This window comes from Phaeovulum sp., from assembly GCF_047638075.1.
In the GTDB taxonomy this organism is placed as follows: Bacteria; Pseudomonadota; Alphaproteobacteria; order Rhodobacterales; family Rhodobacteraceae; genus UBA6197.
Genome location: NZ_JBLJBV010000098.1, coordinates 17,238 through 41,892, shown reverse-complemented (window position 1 = coordinate 41,892; position 24,655 = coordinate 17,238). Strand labels below are relative to the sequence as shown.

The window sequence follows — 24,655 nt, the reverse complement described above, 5'->3', positions numbered from 1 at the left end:
GGGGCGCTGCCCCCTCGGGGCGTCGCCCCTCACCCCCGGAGTATTTTTGCCAAACAAAAGTTGCGATCACGGCAGATGCGTCTGGTATTGCCTCTTTCGCTTTTTCGTTGGGTCAAATACTCCACGGGGGTGCGGGGGTGTGAAACCCCCGCCTGCAACGTGGGGGCATGTGATGATCGCAGTGCAGGGCTATGACGGGCAGAAGGTCGCGGTTCTGGGCCTTGGCCGTTCTGGTCTGGCCACGGCGGCGGCGCTGGCGGCGGGCGGGGCCAAACCGCTTTGCTGGGATGACAGTCCCGAGGCCCGCGCCCATGCTGAAACCGCCGGGCTGGTGCTGTACGACCTGACCCGTGCTGGTGCTTTTGAGGGGGTGGCCGCGCTGATCGTCAGCCCCGGCATCCCGCATCTTTACCCCGCCCCGAACCGGATCATCGCCCGCGCGATGGCCGAGGGGATTTCGGTCGACAATGATATCGGCCTGTTCTTTCGCAGTTGGGCCACCCCAGACTGGGACCATTTCGATCTGATCCCGAAGGTTGTGGCGGTCACCGGCTCGAACGGCAAATCCACCACCACGGCGCTGATCCATCACATCCTTCAGGCCGTGGGCCGTCCGGTTCAGATGGCTGGCAATATCGGACGCGGCGTGTTGGACCTGCCTCCGGCTGAGGCAGGTGAGGTTGTCGTGCTGGAACTGTCGTCTTACCAGACCGACCTTGCCCGCGCGCTAACCCCGGATGTCGCGGTTTTCACCAATCTTTCGCCTGACCATCTGGATCGGCACGGCGGCATCGGCGGGTATTTCGCCGCCAAGCGCCGCTTGTTTGCCGAGGGTGGGCCGGACCGCGCGGTGATTGGCGTGGACGAGCCCGAGGGCGTTTATCTGGCCAACCAGCTTTCCACCGGGCGCGAGGATGACCGCGTGATCCGCATATCCTCGGGTCAGAAGCTGGGCGATTACGGCTGGTCGGTGTTTGCGCGCAAGGGGTTCTTGGCGGAATGGCGGCGGGGCCGTCAGGTGGCGTCGATTGATCTGCGCGCAGTGCCGGGCCTGCCGGGGGCGCATAATCACCAGAACGCCTGCGCCGCCTATGCCGCCTGCCGCACCTTGGGCCTTTCGCCGCGCGACATCGAGGCGGCGTTTCACAGCTTTGGTGGTTTGCCGCACCGCAGCCAGACCGTCGCCGAAGCGGGTGGCGTGCGCTATGTCAACGACAGCAAGGCCACCAATGTCGACAGTGCCGCCAAGGCTTTGCAAGCCTTCCCCAAAATCCGCTGGATTGCAGGGGGATTGGGCAAGGACGGCGGAATCGCGGGGTTGAAACCGTTTCTTGGGTCGGTGGTCAAGGCCTATCTGATCGGCCATTCCGCTCGCGATTTCGCGTTGGAACTGGGCGACACCCCGCATGAGATCTGCGAAACCATGGAGGTTGCCGTCGCCCGCGCCGCTGATGAGGCCAAAGCGGGCGACACCGTTCTACTGGCCCCCGCCGCCGCCTCGTTCGACCAATATCCCAATTTCGAAAAACGCGGCGACGATTTCACCCGGTTGGTTCAGGCCCGGCTGGGCTGAACGGGCGGCGCGCGGCCTGCGGCGCTGCCCCCTGCAAAGCGCCGCTAACCCCCCGCCAAAGCGGGTGAATGCGTTATCTTCTGCTGGCGTGATGCGATTAATTTCGCTACACTTCCCCTCAGACCCGGCAAACGGGCGTGATTGAGGCAGCGACGGCGGTATCCAATGACTGAAATGGTGTTTGGCACCGTGCCCATCAGGGCGGGTGAACCTGTGCTTCCCCGCTGGTGGCGGACGATCGACAAATGGGCGCTATCCAGCGTTCTGATGCTGTTTGGCATCGGCATATTGCTGGGGCTGGCGGCTTCGGTTCCCTTGGCAGAAAAGAACGGCTTGCCGCCGTTTTACTATGTGCAGCGGCAGTTGTTTTTTGGCGGCGTTGCACTGACGGTAATGGTGCTGGTGTCGATGATGACCCCGGTGCAGGTGCGCCGCCTAGGCGTGTTGGGGTTTGCGGGTGCCTTCATCGCGCTGGGTTTGCTGCCGGTTTTCGGCACAGACTTTGGCAAGGGTGCGATTCGCTGGTTCAGTTTCGGGTTTGCCTCGGTGCAACCGTCCGAGTTTCTCAAACCTGGTTTCGTGGTGTTGGTCGCATGGTTCATGGCAGCCAGCCAAGAGGTGGCGGGGCCTCCGGGGCGGCTTTATTCCTTTGTAGTGGCGCTGATCGTGGTGCTGTTGCTGGCGCTGCAACCCGATTTCGGGCAGGCCAGTCTGGTGCTGTTTTCCTGGGCGGTGATCTATTTCGTGGCCGGGGCGCCGATTGTCTTGTTGACGGTTCTGGCCGGGCTGACGGCGGCGGGCGGTTTTCTGGCCTACGGTGCGTCTGAACATTTCGCCCGCCGGATCGACGGGTTTCTTAGCGCCGACATCGACCCGCGCACCCAGATCGGCTATGCCACCAACGCCATTCAAGAGGGCGGCTTCTTTGGCGTCGGCGTGGGCGAAGGCACGGTGAAATGGTCGCTGCCGGACGCGCATACCGACTTCATCATCGCCGTCGCCGCCGAAGAATACGGCCTCATTCTGGTACTGGCGATCATCGCGCTTTACGCCGTGGTGGTGGTCCGTTCGCTGGTGCGGCTGATGCGCGAACGCGATCCGTTCACCCGGTTGGCGGGCACCGGGCTTGCCTGTGCCTTTGGCGTTCAGGCGCTGATCAACATGGGGGTTGCGGTGCGTTTGCTGCCCGCCAAGGGCATGACGCTGCCCTTCGTCAGCTATGGCGGCTCGTCGGTGATTGCGTCAGGGGTTGCGCTGGGGATGCTGTTGGCGCTGACCCGGACCCGGCCCCAGGGGCAAATATCTGACATTCTGGCGCGACGGGGGCGGTGATGGCGACGCGCGCACCCCTTTTGCTGATCGCGGCGGGTGGCACCGGGGGGCATATGTTCCCCGCGCAGGCCCTGGCCGAGGCGATGGTGCGCCGCGGCTGGCGGGTGAAACTGTCAACTGACGCGCGCGGCGCACGTTATGCGGGCGGCTTTCCGCATGTGGTGCAGGTGGTGCAGGTGGCCTCGGCCACCTTTGCGCGCGGCGGGGTGCTGGCCCGGCTGGCAGTGCCGTTCAAGATTGCGGGCGGGGTGATGGGGGCGGTCTGGTCCGGGCTGAGGGACCGGCCTGCGGTTGTTGTCGGCTTTGGCGGTTATCCGACGATCCCGGCGCTGGCCTCGGCGCTGGTGCTGCGCGTGCCGCGGATGATCCACGAACAAAACGGCGTGATGGGCAAGGTCAACCGCGCCTTTGCCCGCCGCGTCACCACCTTTGCCTGCGGCACCTGGCCCACGGATCTGCCTCAGGACGTGGTGGGCCAGCATACCGGCAACCCGGTGCGCGCCGCTGTGCGCGACCGCGCCGCCGCCCCCTATATTCCCCCCGGTGACTACCCGATGAGCCTGCTGGTCATCGGCGGCAGTCAGGGCGCGCGCGTCCTGTCGGACATCGTTCCCGCGGCTATCGCCAACCTGCCCGCCCCCCTGCGCGCCAGCCTGCGCATCGCCCATCAGGCCCGTGACGAAGACGCCGCCCGCGTTACCGCCGCCTATGCCGAGGCCGGGATTGACGCCGAAGTGATGCCCTTTTTCAACGATGTGCCGCGCCGCCTTTCAGAGGCGCAACTGGTCATTTCCCGCGCCGGCGCCAGTTCGGTCGCTGACATTTCCGTGATTGGTCGCCCCTCGGTGCTGATCCCCTACGCCGCCGCCACCGGCGATCATCAAACCGCCAACGCGCGCGGGCTGGTCGATGCCGGGGGGGCGATCATGATCCCCGAAAAGCTGCTTACGGTTGAAACCTTGCGTGATCAGGTCGCGCTGGTTCTGGACAATCCGGCCGCCGCAAGGCAGATGGCGACCTCGGCGCTGGGGTACGGGATCCCGGATGCGACGGAACGGCTGGTCGGGCTGGTCGAAAATCTGCTGAAGGACAAAACGCAATGAGCGCTGCTGCCGCCACGAAACTTCCGGGCGAACTGGGCCCGATCCACTTTGTCGGCATCGGCGGTATTGGCATGTCTGGCATTGCCGAAGTGCTGATGACCCAGGGCTTCACCGTGCAGGGGTCTGACGCGAAAGCCTCTAAAATCACCGACCGGCTGGTGGATCTGGGCGCCACCGTGTTTGAGGGCCAGCGCGCCGAAAACCTGGGCGATGCGGCCGTGGTCGTGGTCTCAACCGCGATCCGCAAGGGCAACCCCGAGCTGGAAGAGGCCCGCCGGCGCGGCCTTCCGGTCGTGCGCCGCGCTGAGATGCTGGCCGAACTGATGCGCCTGCGCTCGAACATCGCGATCGGCGGAACGCATGGCAAAACCACCACCACCACCATGGTCGCCACGCTGCTGGACAGGGGCGGGCTGGACCCGACCGTCATCAACGGCGGCGTGATCCATGCCTACGGCTCGAACGCGCGCGCGGGCGCTGGCGAATGGATGGTGGTCGAGGCTGACGAATCCGACGGATCGTTCAACCGTCTGCCCGCCACCATTGCCATTGTCACCAACATTGACCCCGAACATATGGAACATTGGGGCAGCTTTGACGCCCTGCGCAAAGGCTTTTACGACTTTGTATCGAACATTCCGTTCTACGGTCTGGCCGTCTGCTGCACCGACCATGCCGAGGTGCAGGCGCTGGTCGGCCGCCTGACCGACCGCCGGGTTGTCACCTTTGGCTTTAACGCCCAGGCCGATGTGCGGGCAATGAACCTGACCTATGACGCCGGGTCCGCGCATTTCGACATCGCCCTGCAAGGCGAAGGCCCGGATGAAAACGGCAACCCCTCAATGATCGAGGGCTGCACCTTGCCGATGCCCGGCGATCACAACGTCTCGAACGCGTTGGCCGCCGTGGCCGTTGCCCGCCACCTGGGTATGAAGAAAGACGAAATTCGCGCCGCCCTTGCCAGCTTTGCGGGCGTCAACCGCCGCTTTACCAAGGTGGGCGAGGTGAACGGCGTCACCCTCATTGACGATTACGGCCACCACCCGGTTGAGATTGCCGCCGTGCTGCGCGCTGCCCGTCAGGCTATCGCCGGCAGCCCGCAGGGTCGCGTGATTGCCGTGCATCAACCGCACCGTTACAGCCGCCTTCATTCCCTGTTCGATGATTTCTGCACCTGTTTCAATGAGGCCGACGTCGTCGCCATTGCCGAGGTTTATGCCGCTGGCGAAGACCCGATCAAGGGCGCCTCGCGCGATGATCTGGTCGCCGGGCTTATCGCCCACGGCCACCGCCACGCCCGCGCCATTCTGGATGAGGGCGACCTCGCGCGCCTTGTGCGCGAACAGGCGCGCCCCGGTGATATCGTGGTCTGCCTTGGGGCGGGCACCATTTCAACCTGGGCCAACGGCCTGCCAGCGGCGCTGCAAGATTGGGGGCGCGCATGAGCCTGTCGCTAACCCTTGCCTGTATCTGGGCGGTGGTTGCCACGGGCATTGCGGTGGCGCCCGGCCGGTTCCATTGGCCGGGGGCTTGGGTGCTGATTGGCTGCGGGGTGCCGCTGCTGGGTTGGGTCACGCTGGAAAACGGCCCATGGGTCGGGTTGATCGTGCTGCTGGCAGGGGTAAGCGTGCTGCGCTGGCCGGTATTTTTTCTGGTCCGCAAACTGCGCAGCGGCCGGGGTGAACCCGCCGAATAAGCGTCTGTAGCCGGGGCCTGCCCGAAGCCTTGCCAAAGTCAGACGACGCAAAAGTGACCTTGCCTTCCCATATCCCGTCGGTGCTGCCCCTTGCCGAAAACTTCCGCCGGGGCTAGGAAACGGCATGGAAACCGCCTCTCCCTCTGAGTATCGCCCGCGCGGCACGCTGACCCAAAACCGGCCGCTGGCGGACCTGACCTGGTTGCGCGTCGGCGGTCCGGCGGATTGGCTGTTTCAACCTGCGGATGCTGAGGATCTGTCGTTGTTCCTTAGTAGTTTGCCGTCGGGTGTGCCGGTCTTTCCGATGGGGGTCGGTTCCAACCTGATCGTGCGCGATGGCGGTATCCGGGCGGTGGTTATCCGGCTGGGGCGTGGATTTAATTCCATTGATGTTCAAGGGGATAGCGTGGTCGTTGGCGCTGCGGCCCTGGACGCGCATGTCGCCCGCCGCGCCGCCGAGGCGGGGTTGGACCTGACCTTCCTGCGCACCATCCCCGGCGCCATCGGCGGCGCCGTGCGCATGAACGCAGGCTGCTACGGCACCTATGTCGCGGATCACCTGATCGAGGCCTATGCCCTGACCCGTACCGGGAAGCCCGTGACACTGACCCCGGATGATCTGAAATTCGCCTATCGTTCCAGTGCGTTGGCGGATGGCTGGGTGCTGACCGGCGCCCGCCTGCGCGCCGCGTCCGGCGACCCTTTGGCCCTTGCCGCGAAGATGGACGACCAGCTTGCCCGCCGCGATGCCAGCCAACCCACCAAGGCCCGCAGCGCTGGCTCTACCTTTCGCAACCCGGCGGGATATTCCTCGACCGGGCGCGATGATGATACGCATGATCTGAAGGCCTGGGCGGTGATCGACCGCGCCGGATTGCGCGGCGCAAAGCACGGCGGTGCGCAAATGTCTGAAATGCATCCGAATTTTCTGATCAATGCCGATGGTGCAACCGCCGCCGATCTGGAAGGTCTGGGCGAGGAGGTGCGCAAAAAGGTTTTGCAGAGTCAGGGAATTACGTTAGAGTGGGAAATCATGCGCATCGGTGAATTTGGCCCGGTGACGCAAGAATAAAAATAATCCATGGGGATAACCCCAGGAGAGGCAAAAGTGGCGGGTGTGTCGAGCAGGACAACCCACCTTGTGGCGGTATTGATGGGCGGCCCCTCGGCAGAGCGCGAGGTGTCTTTGTCATCGGGGCGCGAATGCGCCGCGGCGCTCAGGGTGGCAGGATTTGAGGTGGTCGAGGTCGATGCGGGCCCCGACCTTTCCGAACGTCTGCGCGATCTTGAACCCGACTGCGTTTTCAATGCATTACATGGTCGCTTTGGCGAAGATGGCTGCGTGCAGGGTCTGCTGGAATGGCTGCGCATCCCCTATACCCATTCGGGCGTTCTGGCCTCGGCGCTTGCGATGGACAAGGCGCGGGCGAAAGCGGCCTACACGGCCGCCGATCTGCCGGTTGTGACCAGTATCCTTGCCCCGAAATCCGAGGTGATGGCGCGCCATGTTTTGCCCGCGCCCTATGTCGTCAAACCCAATAACGAAGGCTCGTCGGTCGGGGTTTACATCGTCCAGGACGGCGCAATGGCGCCGCCGCAACTGTCGGCGGATATGCCCGATGTGGTTATGGTCGAAACCTATGCGCCGGGCCGCGAGCTGACCGTGACGGTCATGCACGACCGCGCCCTTTGCGTGACCGAGATACTCACCGAAGGCTGGTATGATTATGCGGCCAAATACACGGTTGGCGGGTCGCGCCATGTGCTGCCTGCGGTTATTCCGGACGACATTACAGCGGCTTGCCTTGATTATGCCCGCCGCGCGCATGACGCCTTGGGGTGTCAGGGCCTGTCGCGCACGGATTTTCGCTGGGACGAAAGCCGCGGCCTTGCCGGGCTGATCCTGCTGGAGACGAACACCCAGCCGGGGATGACGCCCACCTCGTTGTCGCCCGAACAGGCGGCACATGTGGGGATCACTTTTCCGGAACTTTGCCGCTGGATCGTGGAGGATGCGTCATGCGCCCGCTAGGCCCGACCCCCCGCCCCGGCCCGCGCGCCATGCCGCGCCCCGCCGCCCCGCGGCGCGACCCGGCGCCATCGCGTATGGCCTACCGGATGCAGCGGTTGTGGTTGACGCCGCTGTTTCGCGCGTTGACCCGGATCGGGGTGCCGGTGTTCATTGTGGTTCTGGCCGTCGGTCTTTGGCTTGGGGATGAGGGGCGGCGTGCCGATATCATCGCCAAATACGATGACGTCAAACGCCAGATTCAGGAACGCCCTGAATTCATGGTCAACTTGCTCAAGATCGAGGGCGCCTCGCCCGAGGTGGACAGTGCTATCCGCACGATGATGCCTGTTCGGCTGCCCGCGTCATCCTTTGCGCTGGATCTGGAAGAACTGAGGGACATGATTGCGCGGCTGGATGCTGTTGCAGATGTTGCGCTGGTTATCCGCCCGGGCGGCGTGCTGGAAGCGAAGGTCACCGAACGCGAGCCGGTCATTTTGTGGCGCCGCGCCGCAGCCGTTGAGATGCTGGATGCCGACGGCCACCGCGTCGCGACGCTGATCAACCGGGAAACCCGGCCTGACCTGCCGTTGATCGCAGGCAAGGGGGCGCAGTTGCAGGTGCCCGAGGCGCTGGATCTGCTGGCCGCCGCCGGCCCGATCCTGACCCGCGCGCGCGGCCTTGTCCGCGTGGGCGAACGGCGCTGGGATCTGGTGCTGGACCGCGACCAGCGGATCATGTTGCCCGAGAAAAATCCGGTGCGGGCGTTAGAGCGGGTGATCGCCATTGATCAGGCCGAAGATATCCTGTCGCGCGATTTCACCCATCTGGACATGCGCAACGAACACCGCCCGACGATCCGGCTCAGCGCGCCCGCGCTAGAGGAGTTTCGTCGGATGACCGGGCACGAAACAAAAGTGAGGGCGATTCAATGAGGGTAGACCGATGACCGATTTCCATCAGTCCCAACGCGCCATGCGCGCGATGCGCCAGGCCGCAATGCAGCGCGGTGTGATTGCCATTCTGGATGTGGGCAGCAGCAAGATTGCATGCCTCGTGCTGCGATTTGACGGCCCCGAGAGTTTTCGTGACAGCGACGGGATTGGCCCCTTGGCCGGACAGTCGGCCTTTCGGGTGATCGGGGCGGCCACCACCCGGTCGCGCGGCGTGCGCTTTGGCGAAATTGATACGATGGCCGAAACCGAGCGGGCCATTCGTACCGCCGTTCAGGCGGCACAAAAGATGGCAAATCAGCGGGTTGACCATGTGATAGCCTGCTTTGCGGGGGCGACCCCGCGCAGCTATGGGCTGGCCGGTGAAATTGCCCTGACCGGCGAAAAGGTAACCGAACAGGACGTGGCCCGTGTGCTGGCCGCCTGTGATGTGCCGAACTATGGGCCGGGCCGCGAGGTGATACATGCCCAGCCGGTCAATTTCGCGCTGGATCATCGCTCTGGTCTGGGGGATCCGCGCGGCCATGTCGGCAACCGGCTGGCGGTTGACATGCATCTTTTGACGGTGGACGCGGCGGCGATCCAGAACCTTGTCTACTGTATCCGGCGCTGCGATCTGGAACTGGCGGGGGTCGCGTCCTCGGCCTATGTTTCGGGGATCGCCTCTTTGGTCGAGGATGAACAGGAACTGGGCGCGGCCTGCATTGATATGGGCGGCGGCGCGACGGGGGTTTCGGTTTTCATCAAAAAGCACATGATCTTTGCCGATGCGGTGCGGATTGGTGGCGACCACGTCACCTCGGACATTGCGACCGGGTTGCGGGTTCCGCTGGCCACCGCCGAGCGGATCAAGACCTTTTATGGCGGTATCCACGCCACCGGCATGGACGACCGCGAGATGATCGAGCTTGCCGGAAATTCGGGCGATTGGGAAAAGGACCGGCGACAGGTCAGCCGCACCGAACTGATCGGCATCATGCGCCCCCGCGTCGAGGAAATCCTGGAAGAGGTGCGCGCGCTGTTGGATGCGGCGGGGTTTGAACATCTGCCCAGCCAGCAAATCGTGTTGACCGGCGGCGCAAGCCAGATCCCGGGGCTTGACGGGTTGGCTGCGCGGATACTGGGGCAGAATGTGCGCCTTGGGCGACCGCTCCGGGTGCAGGGGCTGCCACAGGCGGCAACGGGCGCGGGCTTTGCCTCGGCGGTGGGGCTGTCACTGTTTGCGGCCCATCCACAAGATGAATGGTGGGATTTTGAGGTCCCTGCGGAACGCACACCGGCCCGGTCGTTGAAGCGGGCGGTGCGCTGGTTCAAGGACAATTGGTGATTCCCACGCGCTGCGGTGCAAGGGGTTTGATCCACCAGATGATGATGCATGCGCGAAATACCGCCTGTTAAGGCATTTCTATGCCCATATTTTGTAGAATCGCTGTGTTTTTTAGGTGACGTTTCGCTGATTCACGCGTAAAATCGTCCTAATTTCGGGGAATTTCGACCGGGACAGGTCGTCACAAAATACAGGCGGAAACCAATGACCTTGAATCTGATGATGTCGGAACACGAAGAGCTAAAACCACGGATCACCGTGTTCGGTGTCGGCGGGGCCGGGGGCAACGCCGTCAACAACATGATTGAAAAGGCGTTGGAAGGGGTCGAGTTCGTCGTGGCGAACACTGACGCGCAAGCCTTGCAGCAATCCAAATCGGAAGCCCGCATCCAGATGGGTGTGCGTGTCACCGAAGGGCTTGGGGCTGGCGCGCGTCCCAGCGTGGGCGCCGCCGCGGCGGAAGAGACGATCGAAGAAATCGTCGACCACCTGGCCGGGGCCCATATGTGCTTTATCACCGCTGGTATGGGCGGCGGCACCGGCACCGGTGCGGCGCCGATCATCGCACAGGCCGCGCGCGAACTGGGCGTGTTGACCGTTGGTGTCGTGACCAAGCCTTTCCAGTTTGAGGGCAACAAGCGGATGAAGCAGGCCGAAGACGGCATCGAGGCGCTTCAGAAGGTTGTCGACACCCTGATCATCATTCCGAACCAGAACCTGTTCCGTCTGGCCAATGAAAAAACCACCTTCACCGAAGCCTTCGCGCTGGCCGATGACGTGCTTTACCAGGGCGTCAAGGGTGTGACTGATCTGATGGTCCGCCCCGGCCTGATCAACCTCGACTTTGCCGACGTGCGCGCCGTGATGGACGAAATGGGCAAGGCGATGATGGGCACCGGCGAGGCTGCGGGCGATGACCGCGCCGTACAGGCCGCTGAAAAGGCCATTGCCAACCCGCTGCTGGATGAAATCAGCCTGCGCGGTGCCAAGGGCGTGCTGATCAACATCACCGGCGGCTATGATCTGACCCTGTTCGAGTTGGACGAAGCCGCCAACCGGATCCGCGAAGAGGTCGACCCCGAAGCCAATATCATCGTCGGTTCGACGCTGGATCCCAACATGGAAGGCATGATGCGCGTATCCGTCGTGGCCACCGGCATCGACGCGGCCCCCGCTACCGCCGAAGTTCCGGTCCCGCGCCGCCGTCTGGCCGAGCCGTTGCAGCCAACGCATCAGCCCTCGGCTGAAATGCCGATGGCTGCCGTGGCTGCACCCGCCGCCGCCATGCAACCCGCGCCCGCCGCGCAGCCCGCCGCGCCTGAACCGGTGGCGCATACCGATGGCCGTACGCTGTTTGACGCGCCCGCTGCCGTGGATGAGGCCGAAGGCGATCTGCCGCCGCCCGCGTATCGCCCGCAGCCCGCCGCACAACATAACCCCCGCGATCTGCATGTCGAAGACGACGCCGGCGCGTTCACGGCGCCGCGCCCGCGCGCGCCCGGCACACCCTCGCCCGAGGCGCTGGCCCGGTTGCAAGCCGCCGTCAACAAGGCCCCGGCCGCTGGTCAGCGCCCGATGGCGCAACCGATGAGCGCCAGCCGCCCGACACATCCGCAGGCCGCCGCGCCCGCCGATAAACCGCGCTTCGGGATCAATTCGTTGATCAACCGCATGACGGGCCACGGCACGGAAGCAGGTGAACGGATGACATCCGCAGCGCGCCCCGCCGTGCAGCCACGCGCCGTTTATGAGGAAGAGCCAGAGACCGATCCGGAACAGGACCGTATCGAAATCCCGGCATTTCTGCGCCGCCAAGCGAACTAAAGAGTTCACATTGCCTTGGAAGGGGTCGGGATTATCCCGACCCTTTTTGGTTGGAAAACAATGGTTTACAGAGTCTTAGGCAGGCTTTTGCCAAACCCGCCCCCGAATGTTTCAGCCCGTTACAAAGAGTGAATTGTTAACCGTGCCAGGGTTGCTTAGCTGATGCTGCAGGAGATTGACCCGATGGTCAGAACCGGTTCTGAAAGGCTACCCCGTGCAGACGACGATCAGATCAGCAGCTACATTCGACGGCATCGGCCTGCATTCCGGCCGCGCTGTGCGTATGGTTGTAAAGCCTGCTCCGGCAGATCACGGCATCATCTTTCGCCGCACTGACGTGCGGGGGGCCGATCCGCTGGTCCCGGCAATCTGGCATGCGGTGACGCCGTCCCGTCTATGCACGCTGATCGAAAACGCCGACGGGGTCAGCATCTCGACGATCGAACATGTGATGGCAGCGTTGATCGGGTCGGGCGTTCACAACGCCCTGATCGAGATTGATGGCCCCGAAGTGCCGATCCTTGATGGCTCGTCGGCGCCCTTTGTCGATGGAATCCGCGCGCGGGGCCTGACCGCGCTGGAAGAACCCCTGCGTGCGATCCGGGTGCTGAAAACCGTTGAGGTGCGCGAAGGGGCGGCGGTGGCGCGGTTGGAACCGGCGACCGCGCTGGAGATCGACTTTTCCATCGACTTTGACGATGCCGCGATTGGCCAGCAGGCCAAACGGCTGAACATGGCCAACGGTGCTTTTGTGCGCGAATTGATGGATAGCCGGACCTTTTGTCGTCAGGCCGATGTCGATGCCATGCGCGCCAATGGACTGGCCCTGGGCGGCACCTATGAAAACGCCGTCGTGATCGAAGGCGACCGGGTTCTGTCGCCAGGCGGTCTGCGCCATGCCGATGAGGCTGTGCGCCACAAGATGTTGGACGCGATGGGCGATCTGGCGCTGGCGGGCGCGCCGATTCTGGGCCGTTATACCGGCAGCCGCGCGGGCCATGCGATGACGAACCGTTTGCTGCGCGCGCTTTTTGCTGACGACTCGCTATGGGAATGGGCTGATTGTTCGCCCGCGCAGGCCCATAACCTGCCCGGCGCCGGGGTTTGTAACACCCAAAGCCGCCCCCGGATCGCCGCTTTTGCCTGAAATATCGCGCGCCCCCGCTCAAAGCCTTTGATCTGGGGTGCGAAAGGCATTTTGCGCCCCGGATTTTTCTGTGATAGGACGTTCGGAACAGCCGCTTTGGACGGCACTTTGGTTATGGTAGACAACGGGATAGGGCAGCATATGGCGCGCGGCAGATCGGCGGCACAACTGGTCGGAAGTCTCGTTCTGGTTTCCGTTTTGGCGGCGTGTGGTGGCGGCGACAAAGAGCCGTCGTTAGAGAATTTCACCGCGCAGGAAATCTATAAGCGTGGCGAATATGAGCTGGAAACCGGCAACCCACGCAGGCCGCAAACCGCGATCCGCTACTTTTCCGAGGTGGAGCGCCTTTACCCCTATTCCGAATGGGCCAAGCGCGCGCTGATCATGGAGGCCTTTGCACAGCACAAGGCCAAGGACTACGAGGCGGCCCGCTCTAGTGCGCAGCGTTTCATTGATACCTATCCGGGGGACGAAGACGCAGCCTACGCCAAATATCTGTTGGCGCTTTCCTATTACGACCAGATTGATGAGGTTGGCCGCGATCAGGGGCTGACCTTCCAGGCGCTTCAGGCGTTGCGGGCCGTGATCGAGGAATATCCTGACAGCGAATACGCGCGTTCTGGCATTCTCAAATTCGACCTCGCCTTCGATCATCTGGCGGCGAAAGAAATGGAGATTGGCCGCTATTACCTGAAGAAGGGTCATTATACAGCCGCGATCAACCGTTTCCGCGTGGTGGTCGAGCAGTTCCAGACCACCACCCACACACCCGAAGCGCTGCACCGTCTGGTCGAGGCGTATCTGGCGCTGGGTCTGACGGACGAGGCGCAGACCGCCGGCGCGATCCTGGGGCACAACTTCCAATCGTCGCCGTTCTATCAAGACAGCTACAAGTTGTTAACGGGCAAGGGGCTGACACCGGAAGCCAAGGGCGACAACTGGCTGAGCAAGGTTTACCGTCAGGTCATTCGCGGCGAATGGCTATAAGTCGGGGGGCCGGGGCTTATGCTTCGTTCGCTTGAAATTCGTGACATGCTGCTGATTGATCGGCTGGAACTGGGGTTTCAGCCGGGCTTGAACGTGCTGACCGGCGAAACCGGGGCGGGTAAATCCATTCTTCTGGATTGTCTTGGGTTTGTGCTGGGCTGGCGCGGGCGCGCTGAATTGGTCCGTGCCGGCGCCGATCAGGGTGAGGTGACGGCAGTCTTTGACCTGCCCCAAGGGCATGCGGCGCATATGATTTTGGCTGATGCGGGTTTGCCCGATGGGCCAGAGCTGATCTTGCGCAGGGTAAACGCCGTTGACGGCCGCAAGACCGCTTTTATCAACGACCGCCGTGCCTCTGGCGAGGTGCTGCGCAACCTTGCGGCAACGCTGGTGGAACTGCATGGCCAGCAAGATGACGGCGGTTTACTGAACCCGCGCGGGCATCGGATGCTCTTGGATGCGTTCGCGGGCCACGAGGCGCAATTGGCGAACCTACGCGAGGCGTGGTCTGCGCGCGCCAAGGCCCGCCGCCGCCTGGCCGAGGCCGAATCAGCCCTTGCCGCCATCAAACAAGAAGAAGATTTCTTGCGCCATGCGGTCAAAGAGTTGGACCAACTGAACCCTGAACCGGGGGAAGAGGCCAGCCTTGATACGCGCCGCCGCCTGATGCAGGGCGCAGAAAAAATTCGTAGCGATGTGGCCAGTGCGCTGGCGGCCCTTAGCCCAGACGGGGCAGAAGGGTTGATGCGGGATGCGACGCGCTGGCTGGATGGCGCGGCGGAAAAGGCCGAGGGCCGGCTGGAGGCCCCTTTGGCGGCGCTTGACCGGGCCCTGATCGAGTTGGGCGAGGCGCATCAAGGGGTTGAGCAGGCATTGGAGGCGCTGTCATTTGACCCACGCGACCTTGAGGCGGCCGAAGAACGGCTGTTTGCCATTCGGGCGCTGGCGCGCAAGCACGATGTTCTGGCCGATGACCTGGGCAGTTTTGCCGCCGCGCTACGCGCCCGTCTGGCCGCGCTGGATGGTGGCGCCGATCAGATTGGCGTGCTTTCCGCCGAACTGGCCGCGGCCGAGACCACCTACGACACCCGCGCAGCGGCGCTAGGGGCGCTGCGTCGGAAGGCCGCCACGCGCCTGGACGCCGCAATGGCCGAAGAACTGGCGCCGTTAAAGATGGAGCGCGCGGTTTTTGCCACCCATGTCACGGCCGCCGAGCCCGGCCCCGAAGGCCGCGATGCCGTGGCCTTTACCGTGGCCACCAACCCCGGTGCCCCGGCCGGCCCGTTGAACAAGATTGCCTCAGGCGGCGAGTTGTCGCGCTTTTTATTGGCGCTGAAAGTGTGCCTGTCGCATGGCGCTGACGCGTTGGTGATGATCTTTGACGAAATTGACCGGGGCGTTGGCGGTGCCACAGCCGATGCCGTGGGCCGGCGGCTTGCGCGGCTTGCCAGCGATGCGCAGGTGCTGGTCGTGACCCACAGCCCGCAGGTGGCGGCACGCGGCGGCCATCATTGGCGCGTGCAAAAACAGGTGACAAAAGGGATTACAACTTCAAGCGTGGTGCCTCTGGGGCCAGCCGAAAGGGTGGATGAGATCGCGCGAATGATTTCAGGCGACCGCGTGACCGAGGCTGCCCGCGCCGCTGCGACCGAACTTCTGGCCCCTTGAGGCCACCGAAGGCATATCGCCAAACGGCTTGACGGATCGCTATTCGCCGCGGTCGGCTATGATCCGTTCGGCCTCATTTGCGGTGATGGACAGTAAAAATGAAAGGTGAGGCTGGTCCAGCGTCGCGGCCATGATGCATAATTCCCGCGTCAGCTGAGCAATGTATTCAGCCGTCTGAAGCCGCCTGGCATTGCGCCCCGCAAGCTGGTTGCTGCGCGGAAAAAAGGTCAATGGTGGCGACTGGTCGTTCATTGTTTCTCCTCATTGGGTGTTTGGGGCCGTGGTGTTGTCAGCCGGAAACGGATCAGGATCATTCCAACTGCATTGGCAACTTTAGCGGTAGCCCTAACATTGAACAATTCTCTCAGCGCGACAAAATAGGCCGGCATTTGTCGTGAATTATCAATTAACGGTGGTCTCCGCCATAATCTTGCGGCGCACGGCCCCCGGAGGCATGCCGAACCATTGTGTGACGGCGCGCGAATAGGCCGCAGAAGATTTATAACCGCAACGCCGTGCAATCTTATCCAAGGCCATGGTGTCGCGCATCAAAAGTATTACGGACAGGTTTTGACGCGCCTCGCGGATCAGCGTGTCAAAACCGGTGTTTCGTTCGGCCAGACGCCGCTGAAGACTGCGCGCGCCAATTCCCATATCTTCTGCGATGCGGGCAAGGTCGACGTTTCCGGTTGGCAGCCGTGCGATGATCAGTTGTTGGGCTTGCAGGACAATGTCGGTACGGCGTTGCCGTTGCGCCAACGCCTCGGTGCAGGCGGCGCGCATGAGTTGATAGATGCGTGGGTCCGCATCTTTGGCGGTTTTATCCAGATCACTTGGCGCGAACACGCACCGATTGAAGGGCTGATCAAAGGTTACGGTTTCCCCAAAGACTGCCTTGTAGGGTGCCGGATCGTCGGGGTTGGGGCGCTGTAATGCCATTTCAATCGGGAACCAATCCGCCCCGGTATAGTTCCGAAAATGACGGATAACCAAGGTGACCATCAGATCCGCGAACGGCCCCAAGTGGGCAACCAGCGGTGAATAGCTCCATTCGGCCTTGGCCATGGTTGCTGTTTCTTGCAGGCGCAGGTGGCTGTGATCGGCTGCCAGACTTACAACGCTGCAGGAAAATTTCCACATATCCCGTAAGGTGGGGGCGTTCAGCATGGCAAAGCCCAAGGGGCCGGTATCACCCATGCGAAACGCTGCGCCAAAGCTTAGCCCAAACGCCCGATCCCCGCAGGCGTCGCCCAGATCCTGCAAGAGCCGCCCGAATCTGTCGATGCTGATACGGGCAGTGGGCTGATCGAATACGCCCTCGGGTAGACCTGCCGCGGCCATGAAGGGCGCAATCCGAAGCCCCCGCGCGGCGCAAAATTCCGCCAGTCCCTTGCCTAGAGATGCCGCGCATTGCGCGTGATCCATAAGGGGCAGCACCAAAGCCACGCTTAATTCCGCCTCGTAATCCCAAAGCCATCCTCAATATAACATGAAAGATGACGACTCACTGATCCGTATTGTCGCGGGTATGCGCCGCACCTAACTTTCGGCGACGAATTGCGCTGAGACAATCACCCAACCTTGCGTATCTTGCACCAGCGTTGCCGCCAGAATGGCGCCGACCCGGCCCGCATCGGTGCCATCGACATGCACGATGCCCGATAGCACAAAACGCTGTATCAGCACGGCCGCATGTGGCCCCAGGGGGCGCATCTTGCTACGCCCCGTGACCAGGCGGGCGCGGGAAAAAGCCCCGGCCAGTTCGCTGGCCAGAAGTTCGGCAATTTCGCCACGCCCCTCGGCGGCCCCTCCGGTAAGGCTTAGAAAATCGGCGTCTTCGGCAAACAGGTCCGCCAGCGCAACCGCATCGCGCGCGCCCCATGCCAGTGCAAAACAGCGGGGAAGGTCACTAGGATTTTGCAGGCTCATGTCCGGGCTTTCATTTTCGGGGTTGGGCGGGGCATCGGGGTCTTTGGCAGTTGTGCCCGCGACCCTAAGCCAAGGCGTTGTCGGGCAAAAGCCCCTGTAGCGGGCATACGCCAAACCCCGCCGGTGGTGGCCTAAGCGGCCGACTGGCTATGGATGGCAGCGCAGGCGCGGGTCAACCAGGCAAGGGCAGGGGGCGAGACGCGCGGCCCAATCAGGCGCAACACCTGTGCGTGATAGGCATTCAACCAGCGCACCTCGCCGGGTGATAGCATCTCAGGCAGGATCAGGCGGGTGTCGATCGGCACAAACGTCAGCGTGCGAAATGCCAGCATCGGGCGCGGGTCGGCATCGGGCAGGGGGCGGCCCGCCTCAACCAATATGAGGTTTTCGATGCGGATGCCAAAGGCGCCCTCACGGTAATAGCCCGGCTCATTCGACAGGATCATGCCGGGCTGCAACGGCACCTCGGATGTGCGTGAAATCCGCGCCGGCCCTTCGTGAACGCTAAGATAGGCGCCAACCCCATGGCCAGTGCCATGGTCGTAATCCTGGCCGGCAAGCCACAGGTGCTGGCGCGCAATCGGGTCCAGATCGCGGCCTGTCAGCCCCTTTGGCCAGCGCGCGCGTGACAGGGCGATCATGCCTTGCAGGGCGCGGGTATAGGGCGCCCGCGCGGATTGAAGCACGGGGCCAATTGGCACGGTTCGCGTGATATCGGTGGTGCCGTCAGCATATTGGCCACCACTGTCGATCAACAAAATGTCGCCGGGGGTGATCGGGCGATTGCTGGCCTCGGTCACGCGGTAATGAACGATCGCGCCATTAGGCCCCGCGCCGCAGATGGTTTCAAAGCTGATATCGCGTAGCTGATTACTGGCCTCGCGAAAGGTTTCCAGCGCGCGCACCACATCCACCTCGGTCAAGTGACCCTTGGGGGCGGTTTCATCCAGCCAGGAAAGAAACTCGACCATGGCCGCGCCATCGCGCAGATGGGCGGCTTGCATCCCGGTAATTTCGGCGGGGTTTTTCAGTGCCTTTGGCAGGATGCAGGGATCTTCGGCCCAAGCAATTTCGGTGCCGCGCTGCGCCAGTTCCAGCCCCAGTTGATGGGGGGCGGTGGCCGGATCCAGTTGAACGGGGCCGGAAAGATCGCGCAGGGCCACGATAAGGTCCGCGTCGGGACGCAAGGTGACATCCGGGCCAAGATGGGCGCGTAAATCCGCGTCAAACTTGGCGGGGTTGGCGAATAGCGTCAGCCGCCCGGTATCATGCAGCAGCGCAAAGCCCTGCACCACCGGATTGCGGGCGATATCGGAGCCGCGGATGTTAAGCAGCCAGCACAGGCTATCGGGCAGGGTCAGCACCGCCGATCTGACCCCGCTATTGCGCAACGCCTGCGCCAGCCGACCGCGTTTGGAGGCGCTGTCTTCGCCGGCAAATTCCAACGGCTGGATGCGCGCGGGGTTGGCAGGGGGGGCAGGCTGCTCACACCAGATCGCGTCAATCAAATTCGCAACCGGACAAAGGGTTATGCCGCTGCCCGCAAGCGCTGATGTCAGATCGGTAATTTCCTTATGGGTGTGTAGCCACGGGTCAAACCCGACCCGGCCACCGCCCGATTGCGCCGCGCGCAGCCATGGGCCCAGTCTGGTTTCGGGCCAGTGAACCGGGGTAAAAACCTCAAGGTTCACTTGTGCCCGGACCTGCAGGCGGTAGCGCCCGTCGATGAATACCCCGGCCTGATCTGCCAGAACCACGGCAAAGCCCGCTGATCCGGTGAAGCCTGTCAGCCACGCCAAACGGTCATCATGCGGTGCGACGTATTCGCCCTGATGGGCGTCCGCCCGCGGCACCAGATAACCGCAAAGCCCGTCTGCCTGCAGCAATTTGCGCAATTGCGCCAACCGCGGTGGCCCATCTTGCGGGCGGGTGCGGTTGGCAAAATCCTGATGCATCACATCGCCTTTTTGATACCTAAAAACCGGGCGCGGGCGCGCGGGTTGGTATCAAACAGGCTGGCCAGCTGTTCTGTCATCGCGCCAGCAAGCTGTTCGACATCGGTGATGGTCACGGCGCGCTGATAGTAGCGGGTCACGTCATGGCCGATACCAATAGCGATCAGTTCGACCTGACGGCGATTTTCAACCATCGCAATCACATCGCGCAAATGCTTTTCCAGATAGTTCGCGGGGTTGACCGACAGGGTGGAATCGTCCACCGGCGCGCCATCGGAAATAACCATCAAGATCTTGCGCGCCTCGACCCGACCGACCATGCGGCGGTGCGCCCATTCCAGCGCCTCGCCGTCGATGTTTTCCTTAAGCAGCCCCTCTTTCATCATCAGGCCAAGGTTCGCACGGGTGCGCCGCATCGGCGCATCGGCGGATTTGTAGATAATGTGGCGCAGATCATTCAGCCGCCCGGGTTGCTGTGTGCGCCCCTCGTTCAGCCATCTTTCACGCGATTGGCCACCCTTCCAGGCGCGGGTGGTAAAGCCCAAAATCTCGACCTTGACGGAACAGCGTTCCAATGTGCGGGCCAACACGTCGGCGCAGATCGCCGCAATGGAAATGGGGCGCCCCCGCATCGAGCCGGAATTGTCGATCAAAAGCGTTACCACCGTGTCTCGAAACTCGGTGTCCTTTTCAACCTTGAACGATAGCGGCGTAGTTGGGTTGGCAACCACACGCGCAAGACGCCCGGCATCAAGCGTGCCCTCTTCGCGGTCAAATTCCCAGCTACGGCTTTGCTGTGCCTGAAGGCGGCGTTGCAGTTTGTTGGCCAGCCGCGAAACTGCACCTTTCAGCGGCTCCAACTGCTGGTCCAGATAGGCGCGCAGGCGTTCCAGCTCGGCCGGTTCGGCAAGGTCTTCTGCGCGGATTTCTTCGTCAAATTCGGTCAGATAGACGGTATAATTGGGGTCTGCGTCCGAATGGGGCGCAGGTGGAGGGGGCTCTAGCGGGGCATCGGCATCGGGCATTTCAGCCGCGTCTGACAGTTCCTGATCGGCCAGATCGTCCATGCTGACCGTGGTCTGTGACTGGTCTTGCTGATCATCCTGAGATCGCTCGGGTGAGGCTTCGCCGTCATCCTCTTGCGAGTCGTCGCTTGATTTGTTGTCGAGCGTGTCGTCGTCGGATTCCGTGTCGTCATCGTCGCCGTCGTCCTGATCCTGTGTGTCAGGATCATCGCCTAGTTCATCGGCATAGCCCAGATCCGCAATCACCTGACGCGCCAGACGGGCAAAAGCGGCCTGATTGGCAAGGGTCTGATCGATCCGGGAAAAATCCTCGGCGGCCTGTTCCTCAAGGAAGGGGCGCCAAAGATCGAGGACATTCGCCGCCGCCCCCGGCAGCTTGCGGCCCGTGGCCATTTCGCGCACCAGATAGCCCGCAGCTACCGCCAGGGGCGCGTCTGATTGGCTACGGATCTGGCCATAGCCTTTGCGATCGGCCTCATGTGCGATCTTGGCGTCGATATTGGTCAGCGTGCCCGGCATGTGGCGTGCGCCCAGTGCCTCACAGCGGGCGGTTTCCATTGCCTCATAAAGATCTTTGGCCATCTGCCCGGTCGGATTGTAGCGCGCAAATGTTTCCGCGTCGTGGTGGCGGTGGCGCAGCGCCAGCGCATCGCCCGTGCCGCGTGCCAGCAAGACCTCATCGCGGGTCATCCGGCGGCTGACCTGTGGCAAGCGCAGGGTGTCACCGGCGATACCGGACGGATCCACACTGAAGGTTACCGTCAGATCAGTATCATTGGCCATCGTCTTGGTGGCCTCGGCCAGGGCCTTTTTGAACGGATCGGCGGGGTTGTCGGACGGTTTCATTTCAGCCCCCGGAACGGACGTGGATTAAGCCAGGCACCTATGCGTGCCCGGCCCATGAGGTTACCGAACGCTTTGAGCCACCGCGCTTTCGGGCAGTTCCTCATCAAACAGGCGTTGGTAGAATTCGGCTACGGTCTGACGCTCCATCTCATCGCATTTGTTCAGGAAGGTCAGCCGGAAGGCATAGCCCACGTTGCGGAAGATCTGCGCGTTTTGGGCCCATGTGATCACGGTACGCGGGCTCATCACGGTGGACAGATCACCGTTCATGAAGGCGGTGCGGGTCAGATCGGCAACGGCCACCATCTGCGCAATGGTCTTGCGGCCCTTTTCGGTGTTGTACTGCGGGTTTTTCGACAACACGATTGCGCTTTCGGCGTCATGGCTGAGGTAATTCAAGGTCGCGACCAGTGACCAGCGGTCCATCTGGCCCTGGTTGATTTGCTGCGTGCCGTGGTAAAGCCCGGTCGTGTCGCCCAAGCCCACGGTATTTGATGTGGCAAACAGCCGGAAATAAGGATTGGGGGTGATAACTTCGTTCTGGTCCAGCAAGGTCAGTTTACCGTCCGCCTCAAGCACACGCTGAATGACGAACATCACATCGGCGCGGCCGGCATCATATTCATCAAACACGATGGCCGTCGGGTTGCGTAGCGCCCAAGGCAGAATACCTTCGTGAAACACGGTGACCTGTTTGCCATCGACCAGCTTGATCGCATCCTTGCCGATCAGGTCGATCCGGCTGACGTGGCTATCAAGGTTGACGCGCACGCAAGGCCAGTTCAGCCGGGCCGCAACCTGTTCGATATGGGTGGATTTACCGGTGCCGTGATAGCCCTGGATCATCACCCGGCGGTTATAGGCAAAGCCCGCCAGAATCGCCAAAGTGGTATCAGGATCGAATTTATAGGTCGTATCAATGTCGGGGACACGTTCTGTCCGTTCGGCAAAACCCTTTAGTTTCATGTCGCTGTCAACGCCAAATACATTGCGGACATCAATTTCTTCAGTCGGTTTTGCGTTCATTTCCAGCATTTGATCCGCCATAGTTTCCGCGCAGCACCCATGCCACACCCCACATCGGATATGTGGAACATTCCTCGGCGGGGTGCAAGGGCAAGGGGGCGGATTGTGCCGCAGGGGCGGTGTGGATAAACTGACATGGTCAATATTTACAGGCGGAGTTTTTGAATGAGCGGTCTTTTGGCGTTGCTGGATGATGTAGCCGGAATCGCCAAGGTTGCCGCGGCCTCGGTAGATGATATCGCGGGGCAGGCCACACGGGCGGGGGTCAAGGCGGCAGGCGCGGTCATAGACGATGCGGCGGTGGCGCCAAAATATGTGCAAGGATTTGATGCCAAACGCGAATTGCCGATTGTCGGGCGAATCGCACTGGGCTCGATCCGCAACAAGCTTTTGGTGTTGTTGCCAGCGGCGTTGATCCTGTCGGCGTTTGCACCCTGGGCAATCATACCCCTGCTGATGTTGGGGGGCTGTTATCTGTGCTTTGAAGGGGCGGAAAAGGTCTGGCATCTTTTTCGACCGCATGCCCCCTATGCCGATGGCAAGGCCGCCCCCGCCGATGATTTAACCCCGGTGCGGCTTGAGGCTGAAAAGGTGGCGGGCGCGGTCAAGACCGATTTCATACTGTCCGCCGAAATAATGACCATCGCGCTGGCCACACTGCCCGCACAAGGCGTGTTAATGCAGGCCGCCGCGCTGGCGTTGGTCGGGATCGGAATTACCGCGCTGGTCTATGGCGGGGTCGCGCTGATCGTAAAGGCGGATGATGCGGGGCTGTGGCTGGCACGCCGGGCGCAATCGCGGATGATGCGCGCCCTGGGGCGCAGGTTGGTACAGGTGATGCCCGGGTTTCTTTTGGGGCTGACCATTGTCGGGACGGCGGCGATGATATGGGTTGGCGGCTCGATCGTGGTGCATGGGCTTGAAACCTTTGGGCTTTCAACCATTGGTCACTGGATAGAATGGCAGGCCAACACTGCGGCGGAATATTTGCAAAAGATGCCGGGCGTGGTTCACTGGACCGTCACCGCATTTTTCGATGGGGTGTTCGGGTTGCTGTTGGGGCTTTTGCTGATTCCCGTTGTTACCTGGGTGATTGACCCGATGATCGCGGCGGTCAGCGGTGGCAAAGCGCATTGATCGGGGTGCCAGACGGGTGGGGCATCGCACCGTGCAGAACCTGCCTGAAATCCGGCTGGCCTGAACAGATTACCTTGCCCTGCCCGCAATCAGTCGCGGAAGTTTCGGCTGTCCTTGATCTGATCCCAAGCCCAGACGACCTCTTGCAGGCGCTCTTCGTCCGAGCGGTCGCCGCCGTTCATATCGGGGTGCAGGATCTTGATCAGGGCTTTGTATTGCTTGCGCAATTGGGTCTTGGTCATGGTGTCCTTGGCTTCAAGGATGTCCACGGCCTTGCGTTCAGTAGGGGGCAGTTTGCGGCCCACAACCTGGCGGCCGGGGTTCTGGGTGGCGTTGGCGCCCAGAATCTCCATCGGGTCGGCCACGCCGTGGCGCGCCCAGGCGCGGCTTTCATCATTGGCGCGGTTGAACGGTTTGGTAGGCCGTTCCCAGACGGTGGCGTTGTCCAGAAAAGCCTGGAATTCCTCTTCCGACTGGCCCTGAAAGTAGTTCCAGTTCAGGTTGTATTCGCGCGCGTGGTCCTTGCAGAACCAATAGTATTCATCCAGCACCTTGGGGCTTTTGGGCGCCCGGTAAAGCCCGGCCTCGGTGCAACCGGGCTTGTCACAGCTGCGGGTTGATGTTTCAAAAGCACCGGACATGCCGCGCTTGCCTTTGGCCCGGCGCTTCTTGTCCGAAGCGGCTGATATATCAAAACCGAAAGGGTCGTTTCTGGTCATGGCGTTCTCCGGACGCATTCTGGCCGGCCTGTTCGGCTCGGGCCACAGAGTTTAGGTTATTTGGCGGACGAAGTAAGGGGGTTGACGATGAAAATACGTGTTGTGGATGAAATCAGGCAAAAGCTGGCGGTGTTTTGCCCCGCGCAGTTGCAGGTTGAGGATGAAAGCGCGCTTCATGAGGGGCACGCAGGGGCGCGACCCGAAGGTGAAACCCATTTTCGGGTGATGATCCGGGCGGCAGAGTTTGCACCCCTGTCGCGGCTAGAGCGGCAGCGGCGCGTTCACGCAGCGCTGGGGGCGCCTTTGCTGGGCCGGATACATGCGCTGGCGCTGGATGTGGACGGGTAGGGCTGCTTTCCCGAAATACGCCCCCCGGCCTTCCCTCGAAAAGATTGGGGTG

General features: G+C 62.4%; 22 protein-coding genes. 15 read left to right on the top strand and 7 right to left on the bottom strand.

Going from position 1 to position 24,655, the window contains the following annotated elements; genetic code table 11:
- Positions 1 to 172 precede the first annotated feature (172 nt).
- From murD to recN, 13 genes are all read left to right on the top strand, one after another.
- Positions 173 to 1,573 carry a UDP-N-acetylmuramoyl-L-alanine--D-glutamate ligase gene (gene murD, locus ACM62R_RS14625; protein ID WP_415184777.1) on the top strand — a complete coding sequence of 467 codons (1,401 nt, stop codon included), beginning with the start codon at positions 173 to 175 and terminating at the stop codon, positions 1,571 to 1,573.
- Between the two features lie 165 nt (positions 1,574 to 1,738).
- The gene (locus ACM62R_RS14620) at positions 1,739 to 2,905 is read left to right on the top strand and encodes a peptidoglycan glycosyltransferase FtsW (protein ID WP_415184776.1); all 1,167 of its coding nucleotides are present in this window, start codon (positions 1,739 to 1,741) and stop codon (positions 2,903 to 2,905) included.
- Positions 2,905 to 4,008, top strand: a complete 1,104-nt coding sequence (locus tag ACM62R_RS14615) for a UDP-N-acetylglucosamine--N-acetylmuramyl-(pentapeptide) pyrophosphoryl-undecaprenol N-acetylglucosamine transferase (RefSeq protein ID WP_415184775.1) — start codon at positions 2,905 to 2,907, stop codon at positions 4,006 to 4,008. Before ACM62R_RS14620 ends, ACM62R_RS14615 begins: the two co-directional genes overlap by 1 nt.
- Positions 4,005 to 5,453, top strand: a complete 1,449-nt coding sequence (murC, locus tag ACM62R_RS14610) for a UDP-N-acetylmuramate--L-alanine ligase (protein WP_415184774.1) — start codon at positions 4,005 to 4,007, stop codon at positions 5,451 to 5,453. The genes ACM62R_RS14615 and murC overlap by 4 nt, the downstream gene beginning before the upstream one ends.
- The gene (locus tag ACM62R_RS14605; protein ID WP_415184773.1) at positions 5,450 to 5,704 is read left to right on the top strand and encodes a DUF2484 family protein; all 255 of its coding nucleotides are present in this window, start codon (positions 5,450 to 5,452) and stop codon (positions 5,702 to 5,704) included. Before murC ends, ACM62R_RS14605 begins: the two co-directional genes overlap by 4 nt.
- A 124-nt stretch (positions 5,705 to 5,828) precedes the next feature.
- The gene (gene murB, locus ACM62R_RS14600) at positions 5,829 to 6,776 is read left to right on the top strand and encodes a UDP-N-acetylmuramate dehydrogenase (RefSeq protein ID WP_415184772.1); all 948 of its coding nucleotides are present in this window, start codon (positions 5,829 to 5,831) and stop codon (positions 6,774 to 6,776) included.
- Positions 6,777 to 6,812: 36 nt separating this feature from the next.
- Positions 6,813 to 7,736, top strand: coding sequence for a D-alanine--D-alanine ligase (locus ACM62R_RS14595; protein WP_415184788.1), 924 nt, complete (start codon positions 6,813 to 6,815; stop codon positions 7,734 to 7,736).
- Positions 7,724 to 8,647, top strand: a complete 924-nt coding sequence (locus tag ACM62R_RS14590) for a cell division protein FtsQ/DivIB (RefSeq protein ID WP_415184771.1) — start codon at positions 7,724 to 7,726, stop codon at positions 8,645 to 8,647. The genes ACM62R_RS14595 and ACM62R_RS14590 overlap by 13 nt, the downstream gene beginning before the upstream one ends.
- 10 nt (positions 8,648 to 8,657) lie before the next feature.
- Entirely contained in the window at positions 8,658 to 9,992 is a 1,335-nt protein-coding gene (gene ftsA / locus ACM62R_RS14585) for a cell division protein FtsA (protein ID WP_415184770.1), read from the top strand.
- Positions 9,993 to 10,196: 204 nt separating this feature from the next.
- A complete protein-coding gene (gene ftsZ, locus ACM62R_RS14580; RefSeq protein ID WP_415184769.1) occupies positions 10,197 to 11,816 on the top strand; it encodes a cell division protein FtsZ in 1,620 nt (539 codons plus the stop codon).
- 214 nt (positions 11,817 to 12,030) lie between these two features.
- Positions 12,031 to 12,963, top strand: a complete 933-nt coding sequence (gene lpxC / locus ACM62R_RS14575) for a UDP-3-O-acyl-N-acetylglucosamine deacetylase (protein ID WP_415184787.1) — start codon at positions 12,031 to 12,033, stop codon at positions 12,961 to 12,963.
- A 141-nt stretch (positions 12,964 to 13,104) separates the two neighbouring features.
- Positions 13,105 to 13,950: an outer membrane protein assembly factor BamD gene (locus ACM62R_RS14570; protein ID WP_415184768.1), complete on the top strand. Its 846-nt coding sequence runs from the start codon at positions 13,105 to 13,107 to the stop codon at positions 13,948 to 13,950.
- Positions 13,951 to 13,968: 18 nt separating this feature from the next.
- Positions 13,969 to 15,618 carry a DNA repair protein RecN gene (recN, locus tag ACM62R_RS14565; protein WP_415184767.1) on the top strand — a complete coding sequence of 550 codons (1,650 nt, stop codon included), beginning with the start codon at positions 13,969 to 13,971 and terminating at the stop codon, positions 15,616 to 15,618.
- Positions 15,619 to 15,657: 39 nt separating this feature from the next.
- Here the strand turns inward: recN and ACM62R_RS14560 are convergent, their stop codons facing one another.
- From ACM62R_RS14560 to cobS, 6 genes are all read right to left on the bottom strand, one after another.
- Complete coding sequence (locus tag ACM62R_RS14560; RefSeq protein ID WP_415184766.1) at positions 15,658 to 15,870, bottom strand: hypothetical protein; 213 nt, start codon at positions 15,868 to 15,870, stop codon at positions 15,658 to 15,660.
- Between the two features lie 150 nt (positions 15,871 to 16,020).
- The gene (locus ACM62R_RS14555) at positions 16,021 to 17,043 is read right to left on the bottom strand and encodes an AraC family transcriptional regulator (protein WP_415184786.1); all 1,023 of its coding nucleotides are present in this window, start codon (positions 17,041 to 17,043) and stop codon (positions 16,021 to 16,023) included.
- Positions 17,044 to 17,157: 114 nt separating this feature from the next.
- Entirely contained in the window at positions 17,158 to 17,547 is a 390-nt protein-coding gene (locus tag ACM62R_RS14550) for an SgcJ/EcaC family oxidoreductase (RefSeq protein WP_415184765.1), read from the bottom strand.
- Positions 17,548 to 17,678: 131 nt separating this feature from the next.
- The gene (locus ACM62R_RS14545) at positions 17,679 to 19,502 is read right to left on the bottom strand and encodes an aminopeptidase P family protein (protein ID WP_415184764.1); all 1,824 of its coding nucleotides are present in this window, start codon (positions 19,500 to 19,502) and stop codon (positions 17,679 to 17,681) included.
- On the bottom strand, positions 19,502 to 21,373 hold the full coding sequence (gene cobT, locus ACM62R_RS14540) for a cobaltochelatase subunit CobT (protein WP_415184763.1): 1,872 nt from the start codon (positions 21,371 to 21,373) through the stop codon (positions 19,502 to 19,504). Before cobT ends, ACM62R_RS14545 begins: the two co-directional genes overlap by 1 nt.
- Before the next feature lie 60 nt (positions 21,374 to 21,433).
- Positions 21,434 to 22,408: a cobaltochelatase subunit CobS gene (gene cobS / locus ACM62R_RS14535; protein ID WP_415184762.1), complete on the bottom strand. Its 975-nt coding sequence runs from the start codon at positions 22,406 to 22,408 to the stop codon at positions 21,434 to 21,436.
- Positions 22,409 to 22,564: 156 nt separating this feature from the next.
- Between cobS and ACM62R_RS14530 the strand changes: the two genes are divergently transcribed.
- Positions 22,565 to 23,536, top strand: a complete 972-nt coding sequence (locus tag ACM62R_RS14530; protein WP_415184761.1) for a DUF808 domain-containing protein — start codon at positions 22,565 to 22,567, stop codon at positions 23,534 to 23,536.
- A gap of 89 nt (positions 23,537 to 23,625) precedes the next feature.
- Here ACM62R_RS14530 and ACM62R_RS14525 read toward each other — a convergent pair whose 3' ends face one another.
- Positions 23,626 to 24,255: a J domain-containing protein gene (locus ACM62R_RS14525; protein WP_415184760.1), complete on the bottom strand. Its 630-nt coding sequence runs from the start codon at positions 24,253 to 24,255 to the stop codon at positions 23,626 to 23,628.
- A gap of 87 nt (positions 24,256 to 24,342) precedes the next feature.
- Here ACM62R_RS14525 and ACM62R_RS14520 point away from each other — a divergent pair, with 87 nt between their 5' ends.
- Entirely contained in the window at positions 24,343 to 24,603 is a 261-nt protein-coding gene (locus ACM62R_RS14520) for a BolA family protein (RefSeq protein WP_415184759.1), read from the top strand.
- Positions 24,604 to 24,655 lie beyond the last annotated feature (52 nt).

Bases quoted from the DNA above. Each gene is read 5' to 3' on its own strand.
- murD (WP_415184777.1), top strand. From the start codon at position 173: ATGATCGCAGTGCAGGGCTATGACGGGCAGAAGGTCGCGGTTCTGGGC.
- ACM62R_RS14620 (WP_415184776.1), top strand. From the start codon at position 1,739: ATGACTGAAATGGTGTTTGGCACCGTGCCCATCAGGGCGGGTGAACCT.
- ACM62R_RS14615 (WP_415184775.1), top strand. From the start codon at position 2,905: ATGGCGACGCGCGCACCCCTTTTGCTGATCGCGGCGGGTGGCACCGGG.
- murC (WP_415184774.1), top strand. From the start codon at position 4,005: ATGAGCGCTGCTGCCGCCACGAAACTTCCGGGCGAACTGGGCCCGATC.
- ACM62R_RS14605 (WP_415184773.1), top strand. From the start codon at position 5,450: ATGAGCCTGTCGCTAACCCTTGCCTGTATCTGGGCGGTGGTTGCCACG.
- murB (WP_415184772.1), top strand. From the start codon at position 5,829: ATGGAAACCGCCTCTCCCTCTGAGTATCGCCCGCGCGGCACGCTGACC.
- ACM62R_RS14590 (WP_415184771.1), top strand. From the start codon at position 7,724: ATGCGCCCGCTAGGCCCGACCCCCCGCCCCGGCCCGCGCGCCATGCCG.
- ftsA (WP_415184770.1), top strand. From the start codon at position 8,658: ATGACCGATTTCCATCAGTCCCAACGCGCCATGCGCGCGATGCGCCAG.
- ftsZ (WP_415184769.1), top strand. From the start codon at position 10,197: ATGACCTTGAATCTGATGATGTCGGAACACGAAGAGCTAAAACCACGG.
- ACM62R_RS14570 (WP_415184768.1), top strand. From the start codon at position 13,105: ATGGCGCGCGGCAGATCGGCGGCACAACTGGTCGGAAGTCTCGTTCTG.
- recN (WP_415184767.1), top strand. From the start codon at position 13,969: ATGCTTCGTTCGCTTGAAATTCGTGACATGCTGCTGATTGATCGGCTG.
- ACM62R_RS14560 (WP_415184766.1), bottom strand. From the start codon at position 15,870: ATGAACGACCAGTCGCCACCATTGACCTTTTTTCCGCGCAGCAACCAG.
- ACM62R_RS14555 (WP_415184786.1), bottom strand. From the start codon at position 17,043: ATGGATCACGCGCAATGCGCGGCATCTCTAGGCAAGGGACTGGCGGAA.
- ACM62R_RS14550 (WP_415184765.1), bottom strand. From the start codon at position 17,547: ATGAGCCTGCAAAATCCTAGTGACCTTCCCCGCTGTTTTGCACTGGCA.
- ACM62R_RS14545 (WP_415184764.1), bottom strand. From the start codon at position 19,502: ATGCATCAGGATTTTGCCAACCGCACCCGCCCGCAAGATGGGCCACCG.
- cobT (WP_415184763.1), bottom strand. From the start codon at position 21,373: ATGAAACCGTCCGACAACCCCGCCGATCCGTTCAAAAAGGCCCTGGCC.
- cobS (WP_415184762.1), bottom strand. From the start codon at position 22,408: ATGCTGGAAATGAACGCAAAACCGACTGAAGAAATTGATGTCCGCAAT.
- ACM62R_RS14530 (WP_415184761.1), top strand. From the start codon at position 22,565: ATGAGCGGTCTTTTGGCGTTGCTGGATGATGTAGCCGGAATCGCCAAG.
- ACM62R_RS14525 (WP_415184760.1), bottom strand. From the start codon at position 24,255: ATGACCAGAAACGACCCTTTCGGTTTTGATATATCAGCCGCTTCGGAC.
- ACM62R_RS14520 (WP_415184759.1), top strand. From the start codon at position 24,343: ATGAAAATACGTGTTGTGGATGAAATCAGGCAAAAGCTGGCGGTGTTT.